This is a genomic window from Hydrogenobacter sp. (assembly GCA_041287335.1).
Classification (GTDB): domain Bacteria; phylum Aquificota; class Aquificia; order Aquificales; family Aquificaceae; genus Hydrogenobacter.
In genome coordinates this window covers 1-20,192 of sequence record JBEULM010000035.1, presented here as the reverse complement: position 1 = coordinate 20,192, position 20,192 = coordinate 1, and the positions used below count along the sequence as shown (strand labels likewise).

Below are 20,192 nucleotides of genomic sequence, written 5' to 3'. Positions count from 1 at the left end.
AGTTTATAGCAACCCCCTTCTTATAATGGACTGAGCCAATCCTATACTCATTAAGGAAAAAAACAGATTTGAGGTTCCATAACTGAGTAAGGGCAACGCTATACCCTTAGGAGGGAGTAGATTTAAAGCCATACCTACATTCCAAAGGAAGGAGAGAGCGAAGTTCAAAGCTATACCGAAAAGCAAGATCTTGCCAAAGGGTTCTTTAGCTCTGTATGTAAAATAAAGCAATCTCCCCACGAGTAGCGAATATAGACAAAAAACTGTGAGCATACCCACAAATCCCAACTCCTCGCCTATTAGAGATACCACATAATCCGTATCAGCTGCAGGTAAAGCTCCCATCTTTTGTATGCCTTTCCCTATTCCTGTACCAAAAATACCACCGTGAGCAAAACCAAACAAGGACTGTATAATCTGATAACCTGATTCCTCGGGATCTGCAAAAGGATCTCTCCAGGCTGATAATCTCTCAGCTACGTATCCTGACTTAGAGGTGAGTATGTATACTATGAAAAGTAAAAACACACTGATTATAGGCAGGTAAATCTTCTTAGGTATACCCCCTACGTAAAGCATAGATCCGCAAAGTAATAGGAGGAAAACAGCACCTCCTTTATCGGGTTGAAGAGAGACTAAAAAAGCATTTACAAGCACTATGAAGGAGGCCCAAAATATGTATCTCCACTCTTTCATGGAGCCTTTTTCTGCTATATAGTAAGCTGTAAAAATCATCAGAATAATTTTTGCAAATTCAAGAGGTTGTATACTTGTTCCTATGAGCCACCTGTCCACATGTTTGTGTGTCAAGTACTTTTTTATAAGCACAAGTAAGAGAGAGGATATGCAGGCAAACACCAGAAAATAAACGATGCTCTTTTTCTTAAAGACTTGATAATCCAGCTTTAAGAGTAGCTTGTTTATTATCAACATACCTAAAAGGAAGGTAAGAAGTTGATACAGAGGCTTTTTGTATATACTAAGATCGCTGTAGCGTTCAAAGATGTAAGGAACTGTGTTGGAGCTTAAGATGGCAGTCTCCCCTATAACAAAAAGCATTATCACAGAATATAGCATCCACCTATCCATATAAGGAAGTTTATAAAAACAAAAGGGCGTATACAATACCCAATACGATCCTATATACACCAAAGGGTAAAAAGGAGTGCTTTGATATAAAACCTATAAACGCTCTAACCGTTACAACGGCAGTCAAAAAAGCCGATAGAAATCCTACAGTTAGAAGATGCCACTCGCTATATGTGAAAGTTGTGTGTGATTTGTAAATGTCATAGGAAGTGGCTATGAGCATGGTTGGGACTGCAAGGAGGAAAGAGAACTCAGCGGAAGCTCTCCTATGAAGTCCAACGAGCATCCCTCCTATTATTGTGGAAGCTGATCTGGAAACACCAGGTATCATAGCGAGGGATTGAAATACACCTATGAGAAATGCTCTTGAAAGACTAAGCTTTGATGTATCTCCTATGTAGCAAAATCTTTCGCATACTCTATCCGCAAAGAGCAAAAACGCCCCACCCAATACCAGAGAAACAACAACTATTTTGTCATTACCTATAAGGTAAGACTTTATAAATTTGTAAAGCAAAAAACCCAACAACCCTGTAGGAAGAAAGGCTGTTATTATCCTCTTCCATACTTCGTAATCTTTTAGAAATCTCTTGGCGTAAAGGAAAAGTACAGCGAGGATCGCACCCATCTGAATAGCTATCTCAAAACTTTTCGTGAAATTGTTGTCTTTAATTCCCATAATGTGAGCTACCAGTATGAGATGTCCCGTTGAGGATACTGGCAGAAACTCGGTCAAACCTTCAACTATCCCTAAAATGATCGCTTCGTAAATATTCATCAAAGTACCTCCACGTATATTCCCTTCAAATAAAGGGTATTTGGCACCTGAAGTATCCACGGATGATCAAGATCCTGAAAACTCATATTTATGACCCTCAGATGTCTTCCCACATCCCTTGCGGCATCAACAAGCACTTGAAAGAGATGTTCTGCGGTTATATGGAAGGAACAGGAATATATGACCAAGTAACCACCTCTTTTCACGACGTGAAGCCCTCTGACACAAAGTTCTTTATAACCTCTGAGCGCACTCGGTACACTGGCTTTATTTTTAGCAAAGGATGGTGGATCCATGAGAACCAAATCAAAAGTCTGTCCTTCTCTGTGAAGTTTCCTCATAAAATCAAAGGCATTTTCCTCAACCCATACGATACCGTCAAGGTTATTAAGATGCGCATTTTTCTTCCCCACCTCTAGAGCCTGAGATGATATGTCAACAGCTATAACCTCTTTCGCACCAGCTTTTTTCATGTTCAGAGCAAAACCTCCCGTATGACAAAAAACATCAAGGCAAGTAAAACCCGGTTTTACCAAGCTCCTTATTATGCTTCTTGCTCTTCTCTGATCAAGGTAAAAACCAGTTTTTTGCCCTTGAGGTATGTTTACGTAGTAGTTGAGGTCTTTTTCACGTATGATTATTTCCGGAGGCACATCTCCGTATATGATACCTTCTTGTGTCTCAAAGCCCTCAATTTTTTGAATATACTCGTTTTTTTTCTCGTAAATGCCTGCAGGTTTTAATACTTCCAGCAATGCTGAAATTACCCAATCTCTCATAAGATTCATGCCAAAAGTGGTAAACTCAACCACTGCGTGACTGCGGTACACATCCACCACAAGCCCTGGAAGGAAGTCACCTTCCGAGTGTATAAGCCTGAAGGCATCCGTATCTAAAGAAAGGCTCTTTCTGTAGATGTATGCACTTTCTATCCTCTCTTTTATAAGCTCGTAAGTTATCTTTTTTTCCTTATTGAAGGATAAAAGTCTTACGCTTATGTTTGCATCTGGATTTATGTATCCGTAGCCAATAAAGTGACCACCCGCATCCCTGACGACAACATGCTCACCTTTCTGAGGTTTTCTGGAGTAAGAGGCTATCTCAGGTCTGTAAACCCAAGGGAAGTAAGATCTGAGCTTTTCCTCTATGCCCGGCTTTACCCTCACTTGTATCATTCCCAATCTATAAGCATCTTTTGAGCCACCTCACGAGCTTTATCTTTACCAGCAAGTCTTTCAACGAGTTTGAGTGCAAAAAGTAGAGCTGTACCCGGTCCTTGACTTGTTATGATTTTACCATCCTCGACGACCCTTTCCTCAACAAAAGTGGCTGGCTCTATATATTTGCTGAGAGATGGGTAAACGGTTGCCCTTTTCCCTTTTAGAATCCCAAAAGATGCCAAAGCTGTAGGCGCAGCGCATATTGCAGAGACATATTTTCCTTTTTCTTCAAGAGCCTTAACAAGCGCCTCAACTCTTTTGTCCTTTTTTAAATTTTCTACACCCACTGCGCCTCCGGGAAGTACGATCATGTCAAGTTCATCCGGATTTAGCTCATCCACAGAGACATCCGGCAATATCCTTACACCCCTTGCGCTGATTACAGGTTCTTTGGATAGTCCCGCTATTAGTACCTCTATGTCAGCTCTTCTGAGTGCATCAATGGGAGCTATAGCTTCAACCTCCTCAAAACCGTCAGCAAGTACTATCGCTACTTTTGGCATGGTTCAAGCCTCCTTCTGTTTTTCAAGATTAAGCCTTATAGCCTCAATCAGTTTTTCATAAGTGTATCTTATCTCGTAAGCCATATCTATAAGCTTAGTTATTTTGGTAGCCTCCGCCCTCTTGACAAGAGGAAGTACTACATGCTCAAGTTGATAAGTGTATTCTACCAAATCTGCAGATAACTCTTCTTGTACATAATCCCCGATGTTTGCAAGATAGATCTTGTATATCATCTTGGCGGACAAAAGTGTGTGCTTTAGCTCTTTTTCTATATCACCTTTGTCAAGACCAGCCTTAGTGAAGTCACCCATAAACTTAAAGTATAGCACACTGTGTGACTAAGTCACTGAAGGCTATCACCTTCAAAAATACAATTAATCCAGAAGAATTTAAGGAGGTGGAACCATGAAGAAACATGCTTTGCTAATTTTTATGACAGTGGCGGGTGGAACTTTTTTACTCTCTTCCTGTGGAGGGAGTAGCAATGCTCAAACACCTTTTGAAAGATTGGGTGGTGAGCAAGGTATAAGGAAAGTGGTTGATGATGCTGTCCCTTGCTTAGCCACAGATCCAAATATAGGTATATTCTTTAGAGGACTATCTGCTGACTCCCTTGAGCGTATAAAAGTGTGTCTCACAAAACAACTCTGTGCAGCAGCAGGTGGTCCATGCACATTCCCTACCACTATAACTTATACTAGCCCTGTAGATGGACAGCAACGGACATATACATGTAGACCAATGAGAGCAGCTCATCAGGGAATGGTAGGTCCGGATGGTAAAGGTATAGCAAATGATGATGTAGACAGCTTTAAAGCGTGCGTTCAGCAGTCAATGCAAAAAAATGGCGTTCCTCAAGATCTTCAAACAGCGGTTTTGAATATACTTGAAAGCCAGAGGAATGATGTAGTTGATGATAGGAATAAGTAAAAAGGAGGTAAAGCCATGAGAAAGTATGCTCTCAGTTTATCAGCTCTTATGCTTTTTGGCTTTGCATCTGTTAGCCTTGCAGAGCCTATGCACAAAAAGACTCTATATGAAAGGCTTGGCGGATATGACGCCATCTCTGCAGTCGTCAAAGATCTTGCGGTGCGACTGGTTACCGACAGACAACTGGGTATTTATTTTAAGGGTCTTAGTAACGATAGCAAGAACAAACTTATAGCACACCTTACGGATTTTGTGTGTAGCGCCACGGGTGGTCCCTGTATATATACAGGTAGGGATATGAAGACAGCTCATGAAGGTCTTGGTATATCGGATTCCGACTGGAACCGGTTCGTTGAACTTACCAAGGAAACTCTCAACAAATTTAAAGTTCCTCCCAAGGAACAGCAGGAATTTCTGCAGGCAGTCGCCCCTCTTAAAGGAGTTATAGTAGAGAAAAAGTAATTTCCACAGGGGGAGCTTCCCCCTTATAATATCCCTTAGAGGTGGTGGGTATAGACATAGTTAAAAATGAGAGGATACAGAAGGCTATAGAGAGGTTTGGTGAAAGGTTTTTAAATCGTGTATATACAAGCAAAGAACTTGAGTATTGCAAGGGGCAGAAGTCTTATTGTGAGTGCCTTTCCGCAAGATGGGCTTGCAAAGAAGCTGTTTTGAAAGCCTTCTATCAAAGATTCGGTGTGATTTTAAAACTTTCCCAAATAGAAGTACTCGGAGATAGAGGGAAACCTGCAAAGGTAAATATACTCAGAGAAGATCTCAAAGAGATGCTAAGTGAGGTTACCATCACTGTGTCCATATCCCACGAAAGAGATTACTCGGTTGCGATAGCTTTGATAAAGTGATAAAATACTTAACCTTTTATGGATTATTCTGCCCTTGATCTTATCCCGTTACCTGTTTTGGTTATAGACGAAAACTACAGGGTAGTTTTCCTCAACAGGAAAGCTAAGGAAATTTATGGGGAAGTTGAAGGTGAGTGCTACGAAGTTACTCACAGTTTTACGCAACCTTGCTATTTAGAACAAACTCACCCTTGTCCGGTAAAGGTTATAAAGGAAAGAGGGGTTGAGAGCTATCAGACTGTACACATACACAGAATAAGTGGGAAGGAGATCTACTTTTACATAATTGCATGCTACCATAAAGAAAGCAAGACCTATGTAGAAGTTCACGTAGAGCTTTCTGAGATATTAAAGGCTCTTGAAAGTAGTCAGCTTAGCTCCGAGCTTCTCCTTTCCAGCGGTCCTATGGTGTTCTTCCTTTGGGAAAATAGTCCGGGTTGGCCGGTTAAGCTTGTTTCTCCCAACGTCAGCGGTCTGATGGGATATAGCGCTGAGGAGTTTACAGAGGGGAAGGTAAAGTACGCAGATATAATACACAAGGATGATATTGATAGGGTCTCAAAGGAGGTAAAGACATACACTGAGAGTCACGCATCTTCCTGGACGCACGAGGATTACAGAATAGTTACCAAGGACGGGAAAGTCAAGTGGGTACTTGATCACACAATTCCCATAAAAGATGAAAGAGGAAACATAACCGGATACTACGGCTACGTTATAGATATCACGGAAAAGCATGAAAAAGAGGAGATATTTAGAAACCTGTCTGACGCTTCCCCTGTAGGAATATTCTTAAGGCAAGGGAAGAAGTTCCTTTATGTGAATAAGGCTCTTTCCGAGATAACTGGCTATTCCATTGAAGAACTTTTAGAACTTGATGATATACTTAAGGTGATCTATCCGAAAGATAGAAAGAAAGTGAGGGAGGTCATCCTCAAAAGAGATGTAGGTATAAAAGGTGTTGAAAGATACGAGGTGAGAATCAAGAAAAAGGATGGAAAGGTAAGATGGGTTCAGATAAGTTCTGAAACAACTTTTTACAGAGGCTTCCCTGCAGGCATAGGTGTGGTTATGGACATAACAGAGAGTAAGGTCGCTGAATTAAAGCTTAAAAAACTTGCCCTTTATGATAAGTTGACGCAAATATACAACAGATATGCCCTTGAGGAGTTTTTTGAAAAGGAGATCGCAAAAGCCGAAAGGTATAAAATTCCCTTTAGCGTTGTGTTTTTTGATGTGGATGACTTTAAGCTCATAAATGACACTTATGGACACAAGATGGGAGATACTGTACTGAAAAAGTTAGCAAGTTTAATAAAAAGGCACATTAGAAAATCCGATATATTGGGAAGATACGGAGGTGAAGAGTTCCTGCTTATACTTCCCATGGAGAAAAATCCAATAACTATAGCAGAAAAGTTAAGAAAGCTTGTAGAAACCGCAGTTTTTGAAAAGATAAAAATAACCATATCCTTAGGAGCGACCACCTATAGGGAAGGTGATACTATGGATACCATCCTAAGGAGGGTAGATACAGCTCTTTATAGAGCAAAGCGGGAAGGGAAGAACAGGTGTTTTTACAATGTATGATCCTTTTTAAGTTCTTCATTCATCTTTACAACCTTTTCCTCAAGAGCCTTCTTGTAATCTTCCAGTTTTTGAGCTATATGGGGATACTTTATTGAAAGGATCCTCAGTGCTAAAAGACCTGCGTTTGCAGCGTTACCTATGCCAACTGTTGCGACAGGTACACCTGCAGGCATCTGAACTATGGAATAGAGAGAATCCACACCTGAAAGGTATTTGGAAGGCACCGGGACACCTATCACTGGCAAAGTAGTTAAGGAAGCAGTCATACCCGGTAGATGTGCTGCACCACCTGCTCCAGCTATGATGACTTCTACCCCCGCATCCTTTGCACTTCTGGCAAATTGGTACATCACATCGGGTGTCCTGTGAGCGGATACAACCTTAACGTCACACTCAACGCCAAACTCTTTAAGTATACTATACGCTTCTTTCATATACTCCCAGTCAGACAAGCTTCCCATTATGATGGCAACGGTGGGTCCCATAGAGTTTAGTATAACCCATTCTTATAGACCGTATAAGAAATCCGAATGGAAACCTTGCAAAAAACATATATAATCATACCTGACAATTAAACTAAGCTAAAGGAGGTTTGCCATGGGGAAGTTAAGAGGAGTTATTCTGCTAAGTGCCCTTGTTGTCATTCCATCCGTTTCAAGTGCGGTTGATATCAAATTGAGCGAGGATGTCACTTTGAGCCTGGGAGCCTGGCTCAAGGTATGGGGTGGGTATGTAGACAAAGGTATCACCCCGGATTTGAGGCTCGACCCTACTAACACACAAAGGAGTTATAACGTAAATCTCGTTTATCCGGCGTGGTGGTTCATGGGTAAGGCGTACGATAAAGTGGACTTTGCTCTGATATGGATAGCTCCCGGTATGGTAGACAACAAGAACAACGCATTGGGTAAGGAAATGCGCCTTATTGACGGCTTTATAAACTTCAACTTGGCGGATGAGTTTAAAATAACTGCCGGTCAGTTCAGAGCCCCTTATACGAGATTGCACCTTACCAACGAAGCAACCTATGTGACAGAAACGGGACCCATATACAGAGGTTTTGCTCAAGGAATAGCGGTAAGTCCAGTGTACAGGGATAAAGGTGTCGCTCTTTGGGGAAACATTGCAGGTGGTATGTTCCAGTACAGACTTGGACTCTTTGATGGTCTTTACAACAAAGGTAACGTAGTAAACGGTCAAAACATAGTTAAGGACAATTTAGCCTATACGGTGAGGGTTCAGTTTTCACCTACCATGTTGGGATTCTCTCCTGAAACGGATTACGTGCTTAGTGAGACATACTTAGGTCAGAAGGATATATTCACCATAGGTGCAGGTTATACAGCACAAAAGTGGGAAACTGCAACAAACTCAAAAACTGCCAAGATGTGGACTGTAGATTTTCAGTTTGAAAAGAAGTTTGGTGACTTAGTCCCTAACGTTGGTGCAGGTTATATAGAAACAAAGGACTTCTTGCCTGCATCAGCTGTTCCAGCCGATCGCACCGATTGCAGTCAGTACCAAAAGTGTAAATTAGCTTATGCGGAGGGACAGCTTTTGTATGATCAGAAGGTAGGAGTAGGAAAACCCGGATTGGGCTTAAGATGGGAGTATCAAAAACCGGAAGGTAATCCCGGAAACGGTATAAAGCTCAACAGATATCAGGTATGGTTCAATTATTACCTGAACGGTCAAGCTGCAAAGGTGATGATAGGTGCGGATGTTGTTGATCCCAGCCAAGGCTCAACCAGAACAAACGCAACCGTGGCTGCACAGGTAATATTCTGAAAAGCGCATCAGGCTCTTTTGCCCCCAGCGGGGCTGCCTCTTTTTTTTTATAATTATAAAGAAAAATCAGAATTTTTTCAAACTTATACCGTATTTTCGTATTCTATAGTCGAGCTGTCTGAGTGTATAACCGAGAAGTTTGGCAGCTCTTGATTTAACGTAACCTGTCCTTTCAAGAGCTTTTACTATCTCTTCCCTTTCTGTAGTTTCTATAACCGAAGGGAGGTTTTTAGGTTTGTCTTTGCGAAGTTCAACAAAAAAGTAGGAAGGTAGGTCATTTTCCTTTATAATACCATCCTTAAGTATCACGAGCCTTTCTATGGTATTTTCAAGTTCCCTCACGTTGCCGTACCAAGGGTACTCCATCATAAGCTCAAGAGCTTTGGTATCTATCCTTACATTTTTGCCGTATCTTTGATTGAAAATGTTTAAGAAGTGATCTACAAGCACGGGCACATCTTCCTTTCTCTCCCTCAAAGGCGGTATATGTATGGGAAGCACGCTGAGACGATAATAAAGGTCTTCTCTGAAACTCCCTTTCTGGACAAGTTCCTGCAAGTCCTTGTTCGTAGCAGATATGATCCTAACGTCAACTTTGACACTCTTTTCGCTTCCCAACTTTTCTATCTCTTTTTCCTGAAGGACCCTTAGTATCTTAGGTTGTAGAGATAAAGGCATGTCACCTATCTCATCAAGAAACACAGTGCCACCATTGGCTATCTCAAATTTCCCCTTCTTGGAAGTATAAGCACCCGTAAAAGCTCCCTTCTCATAACCAAAAAGCTCAGCCTCAAGGAGAGCTTCCGGTATAGCCGAGCAGTTTATAGTTACAAAAGGTTTTTCTCTTCTATAGCTCAAAAAGTGTATAGCCTTTGCAACAAGGCTCTTACCTGTTCCGCTCTCACCCGTTAAAAGGACGGTTATATCCGTCTGAGAAACTTTCTCTATGAGATCTATGAGGTTCTTCACCGCAACGCTTCTGCCTATTATCCCTTCAAGACTGTACTTTTTACCTAAAGCTTGTGTGAGAGCTTTTTTTTCCTCTTCCCACTCTTGCCTTTCCAGGTTTATTCTTTCTTCCAGTTTGTAGAGCATGCCTATCATAGTACCCAGTATTATCAAAAGCTCAACAGCCTTTTCTATACTTTCTCTTCTGTCAAAACTTTTGAAGAGGGCAAGTACACCTATTATTTCGCCCCCTATCCTTATAGGTACAGCTATAAAGGATTCATCTCCTTCCAATCTATCCCTTAAACCAGTTCTATTGGTGTAGGAATTGGTACTGAGATCGGATAAAACTACAGGCACACCGCTTTTGTAAACCTTCCCTATAATACCCTCTCCCCTTTTAAAAAGTCCTTTCTCTATTTCTTCTTCCTTCAAGCCAAAGGCTTTTATTATTTTGAGAAGTTTAAGTTCTCTTTTGTAAAGAGCTATATAACTGTACTTTACATCCCAAAAAGAGTAGAGTATCTTCAGTACCTCTCCCGCACTCTCCAAAAAACCCATACCTTTGCTCAGTATCTTCGCAACTTCGTTTATTATGGTGATCTCACGTGTGCTAAGTTGCTTTTTTATCCCTTCTTCCATAGGTTAAATTATAATGAAAAACATGATAGTAACGAGGTTTGCCCCGAGTCCTACAGGATACCTCCATCTGGGTAATGCGCGAACCGCCATCTTTAGTTACCTTTTCGCCCGACATAATGGAGGTAGATTTATACTCAGAATAGAGGATACAGATCTGGAGCGATCAACTAAGGAGTATGAAAAAATGCTCCTTGAGGATCTCGTTTGGCTCGGTTTGGAATGGGATGAGTTTTACAGACAATCTGAGAGATTTGACATATACAGGAAATATGCTGAAAAACTTGTGGAGATGGGTCACGCATATCCGTGCTTTTGCAGTTCGGAAGAGTTGAGCATGGAGAGAGATCTTGCAGAGAAAAAAGGAATACCTTACAGATACTCAGGAAAGTGCAGGGTTCTATCCGCTGACGAAGTGAAAAAATTAAAGGGAAGCGGGAAACCTTACACTATACGCTTTAAAGTTCCGTACAGTGAGTATGTAGTCTTTGAAGATCTCATAAAAGGACACATATCTATAAATACTGACGATTTTGGAGACTTCGTGATAATCAGAAGCGATGGAACTCCCACTTATAACTTCGTAGTTGTCGTTGATGATGCCCTTATGGGGGTGACACACGTAATAAGAGGTGAGGACCATGTCCCCAACACGCCCAAGCAGATCCTCATATACAAAGCTCTTGGCTTTGATGTGCCTAAGTTTGCCCATCTGCCCGTTATACTTGGTGAAGACAGGAGTAAGCTCTCCAAAAGGCACGGTGCAGTTTCGGTAAAGAATTACAGGGAAGAGGGCTACTTACCCCAAGCGCTTTTTAATTATCTTTGTCTTCTTGGATGGTCACCACCGAAAGAAGGCAGGGAGATATATACCAAAGATGAACTTATAGAACTTTTTGATCTCAAGGATGTGAATACATCCCCTGCGGTTTTCAGTAAAGAAAAGTTAAGATGGATGAATGGCATTTACATAAGGCAGATATTGGATTTGGAAGAACTTCTTGAAAAGGTAATACCTTTCCTAAGTGAAGCAGGCTATGATGTTTCAAACAGGGATTATTTGAAGAAGGTTCTTGAGAGGACAAGAGATTCTTTTGAAACTTTAAAGGATGCTGTTGAAAGGTTGAGACCTTTCTTTACTGACGATTTTGAACTATCTGCAGAGGCATGGAGCGAGCTTGAAAATGTGAAAGTCTACGATATACTTTCATCCTTCTTAGAAAAGATAAAAGATAGGGAACTTAACTCTCAAAGCGTGAAAGATATTGCCAGAGAGATACAAAAGGAGCTAAGTGTCAAAGCTAAAGACGTATGGCATTCTCTCAGAATAGCTCTCACTGGAGAGCTTCAGGGTGTAGGTGTGGATATAATATGCGATCTGCTACCAAAGGAAAAAGTGGAAATGAGAATAAGGAAGATGCTTCAGAAGATAGCATGAAGTTTCTCGTATCCGGAGGAGGAACTGGGGGACACTTTTTCCCAGCGATAGCGCTCATTGAGTGTATGCTAAAAAAAGGTTTAGAAGTAGAGTTTATAGGTTCTGAGCGAGGCATAGAGTATAGATTTAGGAACAGTATACCCTGTGATGCAAAGTTTTTAAAATCTAAGCCTTTTGTGGGACAAGGTTTCATTGAAAAGGTAAAAGCCCTATATTATGCTCTATTTGAAAGTGCGAGGATAAACGCGAAGGAAATACACGCAGGTGTAGTTTTTGGAGGGTATGCCAGCCTGCCCCTTGGTTTTGCTCTTACCGCAAAAAGAAAACCTCTTTACTTACACGAACAAAATTCTGTACCGAGCCTTACAAATACTTTGCTAAGTAAGTTTTCAAAAAAGGTGTTTATAACCTTTGAGTACTCAAGGAAGTATTTCAAAGGAGAGAAGGTGATAAAGACAGGACTTCCCGTAAGGAGAGAATTATTAAAAGGCGTTCCAGATAAAGAATACTTGAAGGAATCTTTTGGATTCTATAAAGATCTGCCGGTGCTTCTCGTGATAGGTGGGAGTCAAGGTGCTACCTTTTTGAACGATCTCGCCTTAAGCATCTTTTCGGATCTTGGTATTCAAGGCATTCACATAACCGGGGAGAAAGATAAAGAGCGTATGGAAAGCTACTACAAAGAGAAAAAATTGCCGGTTAAGGTTTTTGCCTTCAGTGATCGCATGGATCTTATATATGGATCCTGTGACATAGCCTTGAGCAGAGCAGGAGCATCAACAATAACGGAGCTTTCCATTTTTGGTATACCCGCTCTTTTTATACCCTATCCTTTTTCTGCGAGAAACCACCAATTTTACAACGCAAAGGAGATAGAGCAGATAGGAGGAGGTATCCTCATAACTCAAAAGGAGGCATCTTCTCAGAAAGTTGTTAAAGCTCTTGAACGCCTCTTGAGTGAAAGAGAAAGTTTCTCAAAAGGTATAAAAAGATTTGCCAATCCCAACGCATGTGAGGAGATGCTTAAACACATTCTGTCTTGATATAAATTCTAAAGGATTTAACTTTAAAACATTATTACACCAAAGTAGGGGGTGAGAAAATGGTAGTAAGAAAGGCGGTATTACCGGTAGCAGGATGGGGTACGAGATTTTTGCCTGCAACTAAGGCTATGCCCAAGGAGATGTTCCCAATAATAGACAAACCCGTTATACAGTTTATAGTTGAAGAATGCCTTTCTGCAAATATTGAAAATGTTATATTTGTTACTGGAAGGCACAAAAGACCCATTGAGCATCATTTTGATATAAACACGGATCTGGAAAAGCATTTGGAGCAGTGCGGAAAGACGGATCTTCTCAGGAACATTATGGAGATAAGTAGACTGATAAACCCCATATATATAAGGCAGAAGGAACAGCTTGGACTTGGTCATGCGGTGCTTGTAGCTGAACCCGTAGTAGGTTATGAACCCTTCGTGGTAGCGTTGGGTGACATCATAGTCAGGGATAACAAAAATATACTTGAGCGGATGATGGAAGTGTACAACCGTTTTGGCAAGAGCGTTATAGCTGTTTTTGAGGTAGATAGAAAGGATGTTTCTAAGTATGGCATCATATACGGAAGGCATATAGAAAAGGACATATACATAATAGATGACCTCATAGAAAAACCCAAACCTAAGGAGGCACCTTCCAATCTTGCCATAGTGGGAAGGTATCTTTTCACTCCGAGAATATTTGAAAAGCTCAAAGTTACACCTCCGGGAAAGGGTGGAGAGATACAACTTACTGACGCCATCAAACTTCTCATTGAAGATGAGGCAGTTTATGCGATAAAGATAGATGCGAAAGTCTACGATACTGGAACACCCTTAGGTTATATACAGACAGTTCTTGATTTCGCTTTGCACAGGGACGATTTGAGAGAGGATCTCATTTTGTATCTGAAACAACTCCTCAGTAGTAGTATCCCACAGATAGATACAGTCTGAGCCTCCTTGGAACTGACTTTTCAAGGGGGAGCGCAACATCAAACCTTAAAGGTCCTACCGGTGTTTTTATACCCAATGACACACCAACATCCTTCTTCGGGTTCTTTATAGTCTGGGAAAACTTATCTCCAACATTTCCCATATCTGTAAAAATTATACCTACAAAGGATCCTCTTATGGGAACTTCCAGCTCCATCCTCCCGAAAGTGTAGTATCTGCCACCTTGAGGCTGTCCAACGCTCTCAAAGTCATAACCTCTCAGATCCCTCAAACCGCCAAGAAAGAACCTTTCAAAAATGGGTGACGATCTGCCAACGTATCCACCCGCTACCTTGAAGCTCAGGTTTATACCCTTTCGTAAAGGTATCAGGTAAAAGGTAGAAAGCTCAAACTTGGTGTATTCTCTATCGCCGATAGATCTTGTTAAACTAACGCTATCGTAATGTATCCTTTTGGGAGAAAAGATATTATCTTTGTATTCCCTGAGGAGGAAAATACCATACTTAGAAACGTCTATAAGCTCGCCTAAAGCCGAGTTTGTAGTTCTTGATATTACAGGACCTATGGATGTGTTATCCGTTATTCTGTATCCAAGACTGATGGTAAAACCGCTCGATGTGAGGGTATAGCTTCTGTGCTCCTCGTAGTTCTTAAAAAGTGAGGTTTTTAACCACAACCTTCTCGTAAATAGAAAGTTGTCGGAAAGATCTAAACTATAAAGCTCCCTTTTACCTGTCCTTCTGTATCTCAAGCCAGTGTTCAGACCTATCCCGAACAGATTTTTCCAACCTAAAAAGGAGTCCATTACTAACTTTTCTTGAGTGTTGTAGCCAAAAGAAAGATCGTACATACCTCTTTTGTCTTCGGAAAGCTGTATAAGTCTGTGAACTTCCTTCTTATCTTTATCTAAGAAAGTATCAATTTTCACACCGCTGAATATATCGCTCACTATCATATTGTTGAGGGTTTTGTCGCTATCATTTTCAGAGTAAAACTCGTTTCTTACAGTCATATAAGAGAGCTCCCTTCTTGCGGTATGCGTATATCCGTAGTAGATATCGTGTCCGAGTTTGTATCTTGGTCCCTCTTTTATAGTGTATTTGTAAGTATAATAAATATTATTTTCATCCTCAGAAATAGACACATCCGTATTGAAATCTCCCTCCATATAGCCCTTTTTTAAAAAGTAATTCTTTATATCAACGTTAAGCGCTTCAATGAGATCGGTGTTATACACCGCAGGCAATTTATCATTGTGTTCTTTGAAGATCTTGGTAAGTTCTCTGTCTTTACCCTCGTAAAGGAATTTGCTAAGTATTTGTCTTTTACCTCTGTTTATACTAATATCCACATAAACCTTCTTACTTTCTATGTCCACATGTTGGGAGTAAGAGCCTTCCGCAAGTGTGTAACCTTCTTTTTTCAGTCTCTGTACTTGCTCATCTATGAGACTTTTTATACGATCCTCATCGTAGGGAAACTCTTTACCGCCCACAACAGCCTTATAGCGCTCACCTTCCGCAATGTGAAAAGTAACTTGATTCGCTCCTGTGCTGTAAGACACTTGAGCATCAAAAAAGCCCATTCTTTTGTAAGCTATTTGTATATTCTCTTTTGCTTCCTCAAGGGAAAAGGGATCTACCCCTTTCTCTTTAAGTCCAGAAATCTCTAAAAGGTAGTTCCTATCAAAGTGCTTAGCACCTTCAAAATCTATCTCGTATCTGTTACCTTCAATGATACTGAAGACGGGATAAGCTAAGTGACCCTTGCCTGTGATCGCCTCAAAAACGCCTAAGGGATGTTTAAGAAAGTTAGAGAAGCCATCTACCAGAGAACCTACCACCTTCAGAGGTTTTCTCTTTACCCTTTCATCTACGGGAAAAAGCACGTTAAAAAAAGGTTTCTTCATTTCCTCTTTCTTTATACCCTTAAAGTAGACAAAGCTGTCAAGGAAGCCCTTGTTTATGTAAAAGTCCTGCAGTGTAAATATCTCGTCCTCAAACTCGCTCTCTTTTGCAAGCCTTCCCTTAACAAGTCCGAGAGCTTTGTCCAGTTCCTCTCGCTTTAATGTTGAGCCTTCGTAAACTCCACCTCCTGTAAAATAAACATCTCCTTCATCAATGCCTATATAAAGGTAAACATAGCCATCTTCAGTGATATCAAGAGTAACGCCTACCTTAGCATCAAGAAATCCCTCATCCCTGTATATTCTTTTGATCCTCTCTTCTATACTTTCTTTGCTTATCTCTTTGAGAGGCATACCTTCATAGAGTCCAAGGCGACTCATTATAGTGTCTCTCCAAAGAGCAACATTCCCCCTTATCACAACTTTCTTGAGTATAGGATACCTCTCAACGTATATGTAAAGATTATTTCCCTCTTTCATAGTGAAAACGTCCTTCACACCTTCTATGTGCTTTATTATCTCAACTATACCCAGATAATTTTCTTCGTTGATGACGCTTTCCAAGTTGTTATCAGGAAGGGGATAGTTAGACATCAAGAAGACTTTCCCTATAGCTATCAACGGGAAGACAAAAAGGAGAAAAAGCATACTATAATTGTACCTTCTGATGATGGAAAGGATAGACAAGATAAGTTCTTTTATAGTGATGGACATACTCAGGGAAGCAAAGGCTATAGGTGATGTAATTCATATGGAGATAGGTGAACCCGATCTTGATCCGCCACCTTCAGTTATCGAGGCACTCGAGAAAGCTATAAAAGATAGAAAGTACTTTTACACACCCAGTCTCGGTATATGGGAGCTAAGAGAGAAGATAGCACAGCATTACTATATCAAGTATCGCGTTAATATATCACCCCATCGCGTAGTTGTAACCACAGGAACATCTGGGGCTTTCCTCGTTGCCTACTCTATAATTATGAGTGCTGGAGAAAAGATAGTTCTTCCCGATCCTTCTTACCCATGTTACAAAAACTTTGCTCATTTGCTTGACATAACTCCCATCTTTTTACCTGTTGACGAAAGCACAAGTTACACCATAAATGTGGATATGCTTAAGGAATACAAAGACTATAAAGCCATTCATATATCTTCGCCTTCAAATCCTGCAGGTAGCGTTTACAGTGCCGATACTCTTGTTTCTCTAATTAGGTACTGTGATGATAGGGGAATATACTTTATATCTGACGAAATTTATCACGGTCTAGCTTACGAACAAGAAGAACACACGGCTCTTGAGTTTTCCGATAAAGCGATAGTTATAAGCGGTTTTTCAAAATGGTTTTGCATGCCGGGATTTAGGATCGGCTGGATGATACTTCCCGAAGAACTTTTGCAAAAAGCTGAAAAGGTAATACAGAACGTTTTTATTTCTGCACCGACCCTCAGCCAGTATGCTGCTCTTGGAGCCTTTGACTATACTTACCTTAATAGAGTTAGAGAGATATTCAGAAAAAGGAGGGACTTCCTTTACGAAGAGCTAAGACAGATCTTTGATATACCTGTGAAGCCTGAAGGTGCCTTTTACATCTGGGCAAATATAGAAAGATACTCGGAAGATGCTTTCACCTTTTGCGAAAGACTTCTCAGGGAAGCGAAAGTAGCTGTGACCCCTGGTACGGATTTTGGTAGCTACAAAACAAAAAAATTTATAAGATTTTCCTATACAAAGGACAAAAAAGCCCTCGAAGAGGGCCTTAGGAGATTAAAGGATTACTTGATGAAGTAAATCCTGACTACCCTTTGCTCAGCATACTTTGGGCTTATAAGCTTGGCTACTTCCTTACCGTAAGAAGCTATCCTCATTCTTCCTATGTCAACTCCCTTCTTGGCAAGATAAGATGCTACCATCTGCGCCCTGTACATGGAGAGGTTAAAGTTATACTTGCTTGAACCTCTCGTATCCGCAAAACCAACAATGAGTATCTCCCTGGTGTCTGACTGTATCTTATTCGCTATATCGTCAAGCTTTTTAGCCTGAGATTTTTTGATGTTGAATTTGTCAAAGTCAAAGTAAACTGCTCCTATTTCCTCAAGTTGCCATCCTCCTTTTGGAATTTCTTTACTCTCCAAAGCTTTTATCCTCTTTTCGTGATCATCCACTATGCCTTCAAGCTTGCTGACCCTTCCCTCGAGATCGTTAGCTTTATTAAGAGCTTCGTTAGCCTTGTTGGAAGCCTCGTTAGCCTTATTTAGAGCTTCCTCTGACTTTTTCTTTGCCTCCATTATGGCATCAAAATATCCTTTGTAACACTTATCCAGCATATACTTACTGTAAACTTCCTTAGGGCTACCGCAAGGGTCAAGACTTTCCTCTGCAAAAGCTACGCTTCCTAAGAGTGCGAGCGAAAGAAGTAGAGACTTCCTCATTTTGTCACCTCCTTATGAATTTAACCACCACCTATATTATATACCCAAAACGTGAATTTTTCATGAAATATCAACTTACCCTTGTCCCTTCTGCCACCTCCTTATCTGGTACTATAAGAGAAAGCCTCTCACCATCAGATAGTGCAAGTACCATACCTTGAGACTCTATACCCAGTATCTTTCTTGGTTTTAAGTTTGCAAGGAGTAGTATCTTTTTCCCTATAATTTCCTCCGGAGTATAATGCTTGGCTATTCCAGCTACAACAGTCCTTTCTTCATTACCGAGGGAAACTTTTAACTTCAGAAGCTTTTCAGAGCCTTCTATCCTTTCAGCATATATAACCTTTGCTAACCTCATGTCCAGCTTTAAAAAGTCTTCTATACCTATAATTTCCATAGCACTATTATTTTACAATTCTTTTATGCCCAATTACGTGCTTTTGTTATCTTATGTTGGTACACGCTTTCACGGTTGGCAGATACAACCAAACCTCAGGACCGTTCAGGGGGTTCTAAAGCAAAGTCTTGAAAAGATATTTGGAGAGAATATAAAAATTACGGGATGCTGTAGGACGGATGCGGGTGTTCATGCAAAAGAGTATGTTGCAAACTTTTATACGATCAAGAGCTTGGATACGGAGAGACTTTTGAAAGCGGTCAATTCCTTGCTTCCCGAGGATATAGGCGTAAAGAGGATTTGGATACAGGAAGGATTTAACGCCAGATACTCAGTCAAAGGCAAGGTATACATTTACAGAATTTTGAACTCACATTCAAGGGATGCCTTTTTAGAGCCTTTTGTGTGGAGATTACCGCATAAACTTAACTTTTCGGATATGGAACGGGCGAGCGAACTCTTCCTTGGAAAGAAAGATTTTTCTGCCTTTACCAAAAGGGATGATGAGGACAAAAATACGATCATAGAATTAGAAGAGATAAGCCTTTCAAAAGCTGAAGATCTTATAGAGATAAGGCTCAGAGCAAGGAGTTTTTTGAGGTATATGGTGAGAAGAATAGTTGGAAGCTTGGTACAGTTAGGTATGGGTAAGATAAATATGGAAAGCATAGAGGCTTATCTCTCTCGTAAAAGGCATTGTCCTTATACCGCTAAGGCAAAAGGTCTAACCTTAGAGAAGGTTCTGCTATAATTCAGGGACACTTGCTCGCATCATGAGGAGGCTCGTCCACTATGTCCAAAAAGGCTTCAAAGGGTCCCATGTTTCTCATAGCAACACCTTTCGGACCTTCGAACTTGAGCCTTCCAAACATCATAGCCTTCATAGGTCCGTACTCTTTTCTGCCCATCTCCAGCCATCTTTTTGTCTCAGCATACATGAGAAAGTCGTTAGGTCCTCTTCTGTCTTTGGCAGGTCCGCCGTAAACACACACAGCTCTGCCTTGCTCGTTTTTTATGGTGAGTTGGATCTGCTTTGTATCACCACAATCCTCTCTGTAAATGAAGATCCTTCTTTCGGGAACCGCTATCCAGCTCTCACTTTTGCCAAGCTCCCCAACAAGCTGTGGTGTCTTATTCCATACATCGCACAGCGCTTTTGCATACTCCCCATCCATAAACACAGGTACCGCAAAAGAACTTCCCACGATCCCCAAAAAAACAAACACGGTTCCTTTCATACCTGACCTCCCAATTTAGTTGTGCTTAAAATATATCCCCAAAGGTGAGCTTCACAATAAGATTTTCTTATCCAAAGATAAATTCTTTCAATATAAGAACATAAGGATGTTAGAAAAATATTATTTTGTTGAGTAATTTACTTCCCCATTTGATATATGGTGTTATATTAAATCCTATGGATGCAATTGATCGCAAAAAGTCTTATGGACTGGTTTCAATTTTTATTGACAAATTTAGGTAAATGTGTCAATATTGTTTGCTAATGAAGCTATTGAATTATGCCAGTGTTGATGTGAATGGAGCGAAAAATCTGGTAAGCCGTGCTTACTGGGTAAGTGGCCCTAATTTACACAGCATTGGCAAAGCCCTTGTCAGGCAGGTGGATAGGTTTTTGAAGAACCTGTCTGATGAGCGGTATGAGTGCCTGAGGAGTAAGGCAC

General features: G+C 40.7%; 21 protein-coding genes. 10 read left to right on the top strand and 11 right to left on the bottom strand.

Going from position 1 to position 20,192, the window contains the following annotated elements; all coding sequences use genetic code 11:
• Positions 1-3 precede the first annotated feature (3 nt).
• From ABWK04_05010 to ABWK04_04990, 5 genes are read right to left on the bottom strand one after another with little or no spacing between them, the layout of a single operon-like run.
• Complete coding sequence (locus ABWK04_05010) at positions 4-1,089, bottom strand: FtsW/RodA/SpoVE family cell cycle protein (GenBank protein ID MEZ0361246.1); 1,086 nt, start codon at positions 1,087-1,089, stop codon at positions 4-6.
• Positions 1,090-1,099: 10 nt separating this feature from the next.
• On the bottom strand, positions 1,100-1,867 hold the full coding sequence (locus ABWK04_05005; protein MEZ0361245.1) for an undecaprenyl-diphosphate phosphatase: 768 nt from the start codon (positions 1,865-1,867) through the stop codon (positions 1,100-1,102).
• Positions 1,867-3,042 carry a class I SAM-dependent rRNA methyltransferase gene (locus ABWK04_05000; protein ID MEZ0361244.1) on the bottom strand — a complete coding sequence of 392 codons (1,176 nt, stop codon included), beginning with the start codon at positions 3,040-3,042 and terminating at the stop codon, positions 1,867-1,869. The genes ABWK04_05005 and ABWK04_05000 overlap by 1 nt, the downstream gene beginning before the upstream one ends.
• On the bottom strand, positions 3,039-3,590 hold the full coding sequence (locus tag ABWK04_04995; protein ID MEZ0361243.1) for a DJ-1 family glyoxalase III: 552 nt from the start codon (positions 3,588-3,590) through the stop codon (positions 3,039-3,041). Before ABWK04_04995 ends, ABWK04_05000 begins: the two co-directional genes overlap by 4 nt.
• Before the next feature lie 3 nt (positions 3,591-3,593).
• Positions 3,594-3,902 (bottom strand): hypothetical protein, encoded by a 309-nt coding sequence (locus ABWK04_04990; GenBank protein ID MEZ0361242.1) that lies wholly within the window; start codon positions 3,900-3,902, stop codon positions 3,594-3,596.
• Between the two features lie 94 nt (positions 3,903-3,996).
• On the opposite strand from ABWK04_04990, the gene ABWK04_04985 reads away from it, so the two are divergent.
• The 4 genes from ABWK04_04985 to ABWK04_04970 are packed head-to-tail and all read left to right on the top strand — an operon-like array spanning position 3,997 to position 6,974.
• Positions 3,997-4,521, top strand: a complete 525-nt coding sequence (locus tag ABWK04_04985) for a group 1 truncated hemoglobin (GenBank protein ID MEZ0361241.1) — start codon at positions 3,997-3,999, stop codon at positions 4,519-4,521.
• Between the two features lie 15 nt (positions 4,522-4,536).
• Entirely contained in the window at positions 4,537-4,983 is a 447-nt protein-coding gene (locus ABWK04_04980) for a group 1 truncated hemoglobin (protein MEZ0361240.1), read from the top strand.
• A gap of 41 nt (positions 4,984-5,024) precedes the next feature.
• Positions 5,025-5,384: a holo-ACP synthase gene (gene acpS / locus ABWK04_04975; protein ID MEZ0361239.1), complete on the top strand. Its 360-nt coding sequence runs from the start codon at positions 5,025-5,027 to the stop codon at positions 5,382-5,384.
• Positions 5,385-5,402: 18 nt separating this feature from the next.
• Positions 5,403-6,974 carry a diguanylate cyclase gene (locus ABWK04_04970; GenBank protein MEZ0361238.1) on the top strand — a complete coding sequence of 524 codons (1,572 nt, stop codon included), beginning with the start codon at positions 5,403-5,405 and terminating at the stop codon, positions 6,972-6,974.
• Here the strand turns inward: ABWK04_04970 and purE are convergent.
• Positions 6,962-7,459: a 5-(carboxyamino)imidazole ribonucleotide mutase gene (gene purE / locus ABWK04_04965; protein MEZ0361237.1), complete on the bottom strand. Its 498-nt coding sequence runs from the start codon at positions 7,457-7,459 to the stop codon at positions 6,962-6,964. The genes ABWK04_04970 and purE overlap by 13 nt on opposite strands.
• 112 nt (positions 7,460-7,571) lie before the next feature.
• Between purE and ABWK04_04960 the strand changes: the two genes are divergently transcribed.
• Positions 7,572-8,762, top strand: a complete 1,191-nt coding sequence (locus ABWK04_04960; protein ID MEZ0361236.1) for a hypothetical protein — start codon at positions 7,572-7,574, stop codon at positions 8,760-8,762.
• A 66-nt stretch (positions 8,763-8,828) separates the two neighbouring features.
• Here the strand turns inward: ABWK04_04960 and ABWK04_04955 are convergent, their stop codons facing one another.
• A complete protein-coding gene (locus ABWK04_04955) occupies positions 8,829-10,352 on the bottom strand; it encodes a sigma 54-interacting transcriptional regulator (protein MEZ0361235.1) in 1,524 nt (507 codons plus the stop codon).
• Positions 10,353-10,374: 22 nt separating this feature from the next.
• On the opposite strand from ABWK04_04955, the gene gltX reads away from it, so the two are divergent.
• From gltX to galU, 3 genes are read left to right on the top strand one after another with little or no spacing between them, the layout of a single operon-like run.
• A complete protein-coding gene (gene gltX / locus ABWK04_04950) occupies positions 10,375-11,787 on the top strand; it encodes a glutamate--tRNA ligase (protein MEZ0361234.1) in 1,413 nt (470 codons plus the stop codon).
• Complete coding sequence (gene murG, locus ABWK04_04945) at positions 11,721-12,830, top strand: undecaprenyldiphospho-muramoylpentapeptide beta-N-acetylglucosaminyltransferase (GenBank protein ID MEZ0361233.1); 1,110 nt, start codon at positions 11,721-11,723, stop codon at positions 12,828-12,830. Before gltX ends, murG begins: the two co-directional genes overlap by 67 nt.
• Before the next feature lie 59 nt (positions 12,831-12,889).
• Entirely contained in the window at positions 12,890-13,780 is an 891-nt protein-coding gene (galU, locus tag ABWK04_04940; GenBank protein MEZ0361232.1) for a UTP--glucose-1-phosphate uridylyltransferase GalU, read from the top strand.
• On the opposite strand, the gene ABWK04_04935 is transcribed toward galU, so the two are convergent.
• Entirely contained in the window at positions 13,746-16,334 is a 2,589-nt protein-coding gene (locus tag ABWK04_04935) for a POTRA domain-containing protein (protein ID MEZ0361231.1), read from the bottom strand. The genes galU and ABWK04_04935 overlap by 35 nt on opposite strands.
• A gap of 22 nt (positions 16,335-16,356) precedes the next feature.
• Here ABWK04_04935 and ABWK04_04930 point away from each other — a divergent pair, with 22 nt between their 5' ends.
• The gene (locus tag ABWK04_04930; GenBank protein MEZ0361230.1) at positions 16,357-17,475 is read left to right on the top strand and encodes an aminotransferase class I/II-fold pyridoxal phosphate-dependent enzyme; all 1,119 of its coding nucleotides are present in this window, start codon (positions 16,357-16,359) and stop codon (positions 17,473-17,475) included.
• On the opposite strand, the gene ABWK04_04925 is transcribed toward ABWK04_04930, so the two are convergent.
• The gene (locus tag ABWK04_04925; protein MEZ0361229.1) at positions 17,460-18,116 is read right to left on the bottom strand and encodes an OmpA family protein; all 657 of its coding nucleotides are present in this window, start codon (positions 18,114-18,116) and stop codon (positions 17,460-17,462) included. The genes ABWK04_04930 and ABWK04_04925 overlap by 16 nt on opposite strands.
• Before the next feature lie 70 nt (positions 18,117-18,186).
• On the bottom strand, positions 18,187-18,513 hold the full coding sequence (gene metG / locus ABWK04_04920) for a methionine--tRNA ligase subunit beta (GenBank protein MEZ0361228.1): 327 nt from the start codon (positions 18,511-18,513) through the stop codon (positions 18,187-18,189).
• Positions 18,514-18,538: 25 nt separating this feature from the next.
• Between metG and truA the strand changes: the two genes are divergently transcribed.
• The gene (gene truA, locus ABWK04_04915) at positions 18,539-19,264 is read left to right on the top strand and encodes a tRNA pseudouridine(38-40) synthase TruA (GenBank protein MEZ0361227.1); all 726 of its coding nucleotides are present in this window, start codon (positions 18,539-18,541) and stop codon (positions 19,262-19,264) included.
• Between the two features lies 1 nt (position 19,265).
• Here truA and ABWK04_04910 read toward each other — a convergent pair whose 3' ends face one another.
• Complete coding sequence (locus ABWK04_04910) at positions 19,266-19,751, bottom strand: SCP2 sterol-binding domain-containing protein (GenBank protein ID MEZ0361226.1); 486 nt, start codon at positions 19,749-19,751, stop codon at positions 19,266-19,268.
• Positions 19,752-20,192: the final 441 nt, after the last annotated feature.

Coding starts and splice junctions, on each gene's coding strand:
- ABWK04_05010 (MEZ0361246.1), bottom strand. CDS start 1,089: ATGGATAGGTGGATGCTATATTCTGTGATAATGCTTTTTGTTATAGGG.
- ABWK04_05005 (MEZ0361245.1), bottom strand. CDS start 1,867: ATGAATATTTACGAAGCGATCATTTTAGGGATAGTTGAAGGTTTGACC.
- ABWK04_05000 (MEZ0361244.1), bottom strand. CDS start 3,042: ATGATACAAGTGAGGGTAAAGCCGGGCATAGAGGAAAAGCTCAGATCT.
- ABWK04_04995 (MEZ0361243.1), bottom strand. CDS start 3,590: ATGCCAAAAGTAGCGATAGTACTTGCTGACGGTTTTGAGGAGGTTGAA.
- ABWK04_04990 (MEZ0361242.1), bottom strand. CDS start 3,902: ATGGGTGACTTCACTAAGGCTGGTCTTGACAAAGGTGATATAGAAAAA.
- ABWK04_04985 (MEZ0361241.1), top strand. CDS start 3,997: ATGAAGAAACATGCTTTGCTAATTTTTATGACAGTGGCGGGTGGAACT.
- ABWK04_04980 (MEZ0361240.1), top strand. CDS start 4,537: ATGAGAAAGTATGCTCTCAGTTTATCAGCTCTTATGCTTTTTGGCTTT.
- ABWK04_04970 (MEZ0361238.1), top strand. CDS start 5,403: ATGGATTATTCTGCCCTTGATCTTATCCCGTTACCTGTTTTGGTTATA.
- purE (MEZ0361237.1), bottom strand. CDS start 7,459: ATGGGACCCACCGTTGCCATCATAATGGGAAGCTTGTCTGACTGGGAG.
- ABWK04_04960 (MEZ0361236.1), top strand. CDS start 7,572: ATGGGGAAGTTAAGAGGAGTTATTCTGCTAAGTGCCCTTGTTGTCATT.
- ABWK04_04955 (MEZ0361235.1), bottom strand. CDS start 10,352: ATGGAAGAAGGGATAAAAAAGCAACTTAGCACACGTGAGATCACCATA.
- gltX (MEZ0361234.1), top strand. CDS start 10,375: ATGATAGTAACGAGGTTTGCCCCGAGTCCTACAGGATACCTCCATCTG.
- murG (MEZ0361233.1), top strand. CDS start 11,721: ATGCGATCTGCTACCAAAGGAAAAAGTGGAAATGAGAATAAGGAAGAT.
- galU (MEZ0361232.1), top strand. CDS start 12,890: ATGGTAGTAAGAAAGGCGGTATTACCGGTAGCAGGATGGGGTACGAGA.
- ABWK04_04935 (MEZ0361231.1), bottom strand. CDS start 16,334: ATGCTTTTTCTCCTTTTTGTCTTCCCGTTGATAGCTATAGGGAAAGTC.
- ABWK04_04930 (MEZ0361230.1), top strand. CDS start 16,357: ATGGAAAGGATAGACAAGATAAGTTCTTTTATAGTGATGGACATACTC.
- ABWK04_04925 (MEZ0361229.1), bottom strand. CDS start 18,116: ATGAGGAAGTCTCTACTTCTTTCGCTCGCACTCTTAGGAAGCGTAGCT.
- metG (MEZ0361228.1), bottom strand. CDS start 18,513: ATGGAAATTATAGGTATAGAAGACTTTTTAAAGCTGGACATGAGGTTA.
- truA (MEZ0361227.1), top strand. CDS start 18,539: ATGCCCAATTACGTGCTTTTGTTATCTTATGTTGGTACACGCTTTCAC.
- ABWK04_04910 (MEZ0361226.1), bottom strand. CDS start 19,751: ATGAAAGGAACCGTGTTTGTTTTTTTGGGGATCGTGGGAAGTTCTTTT.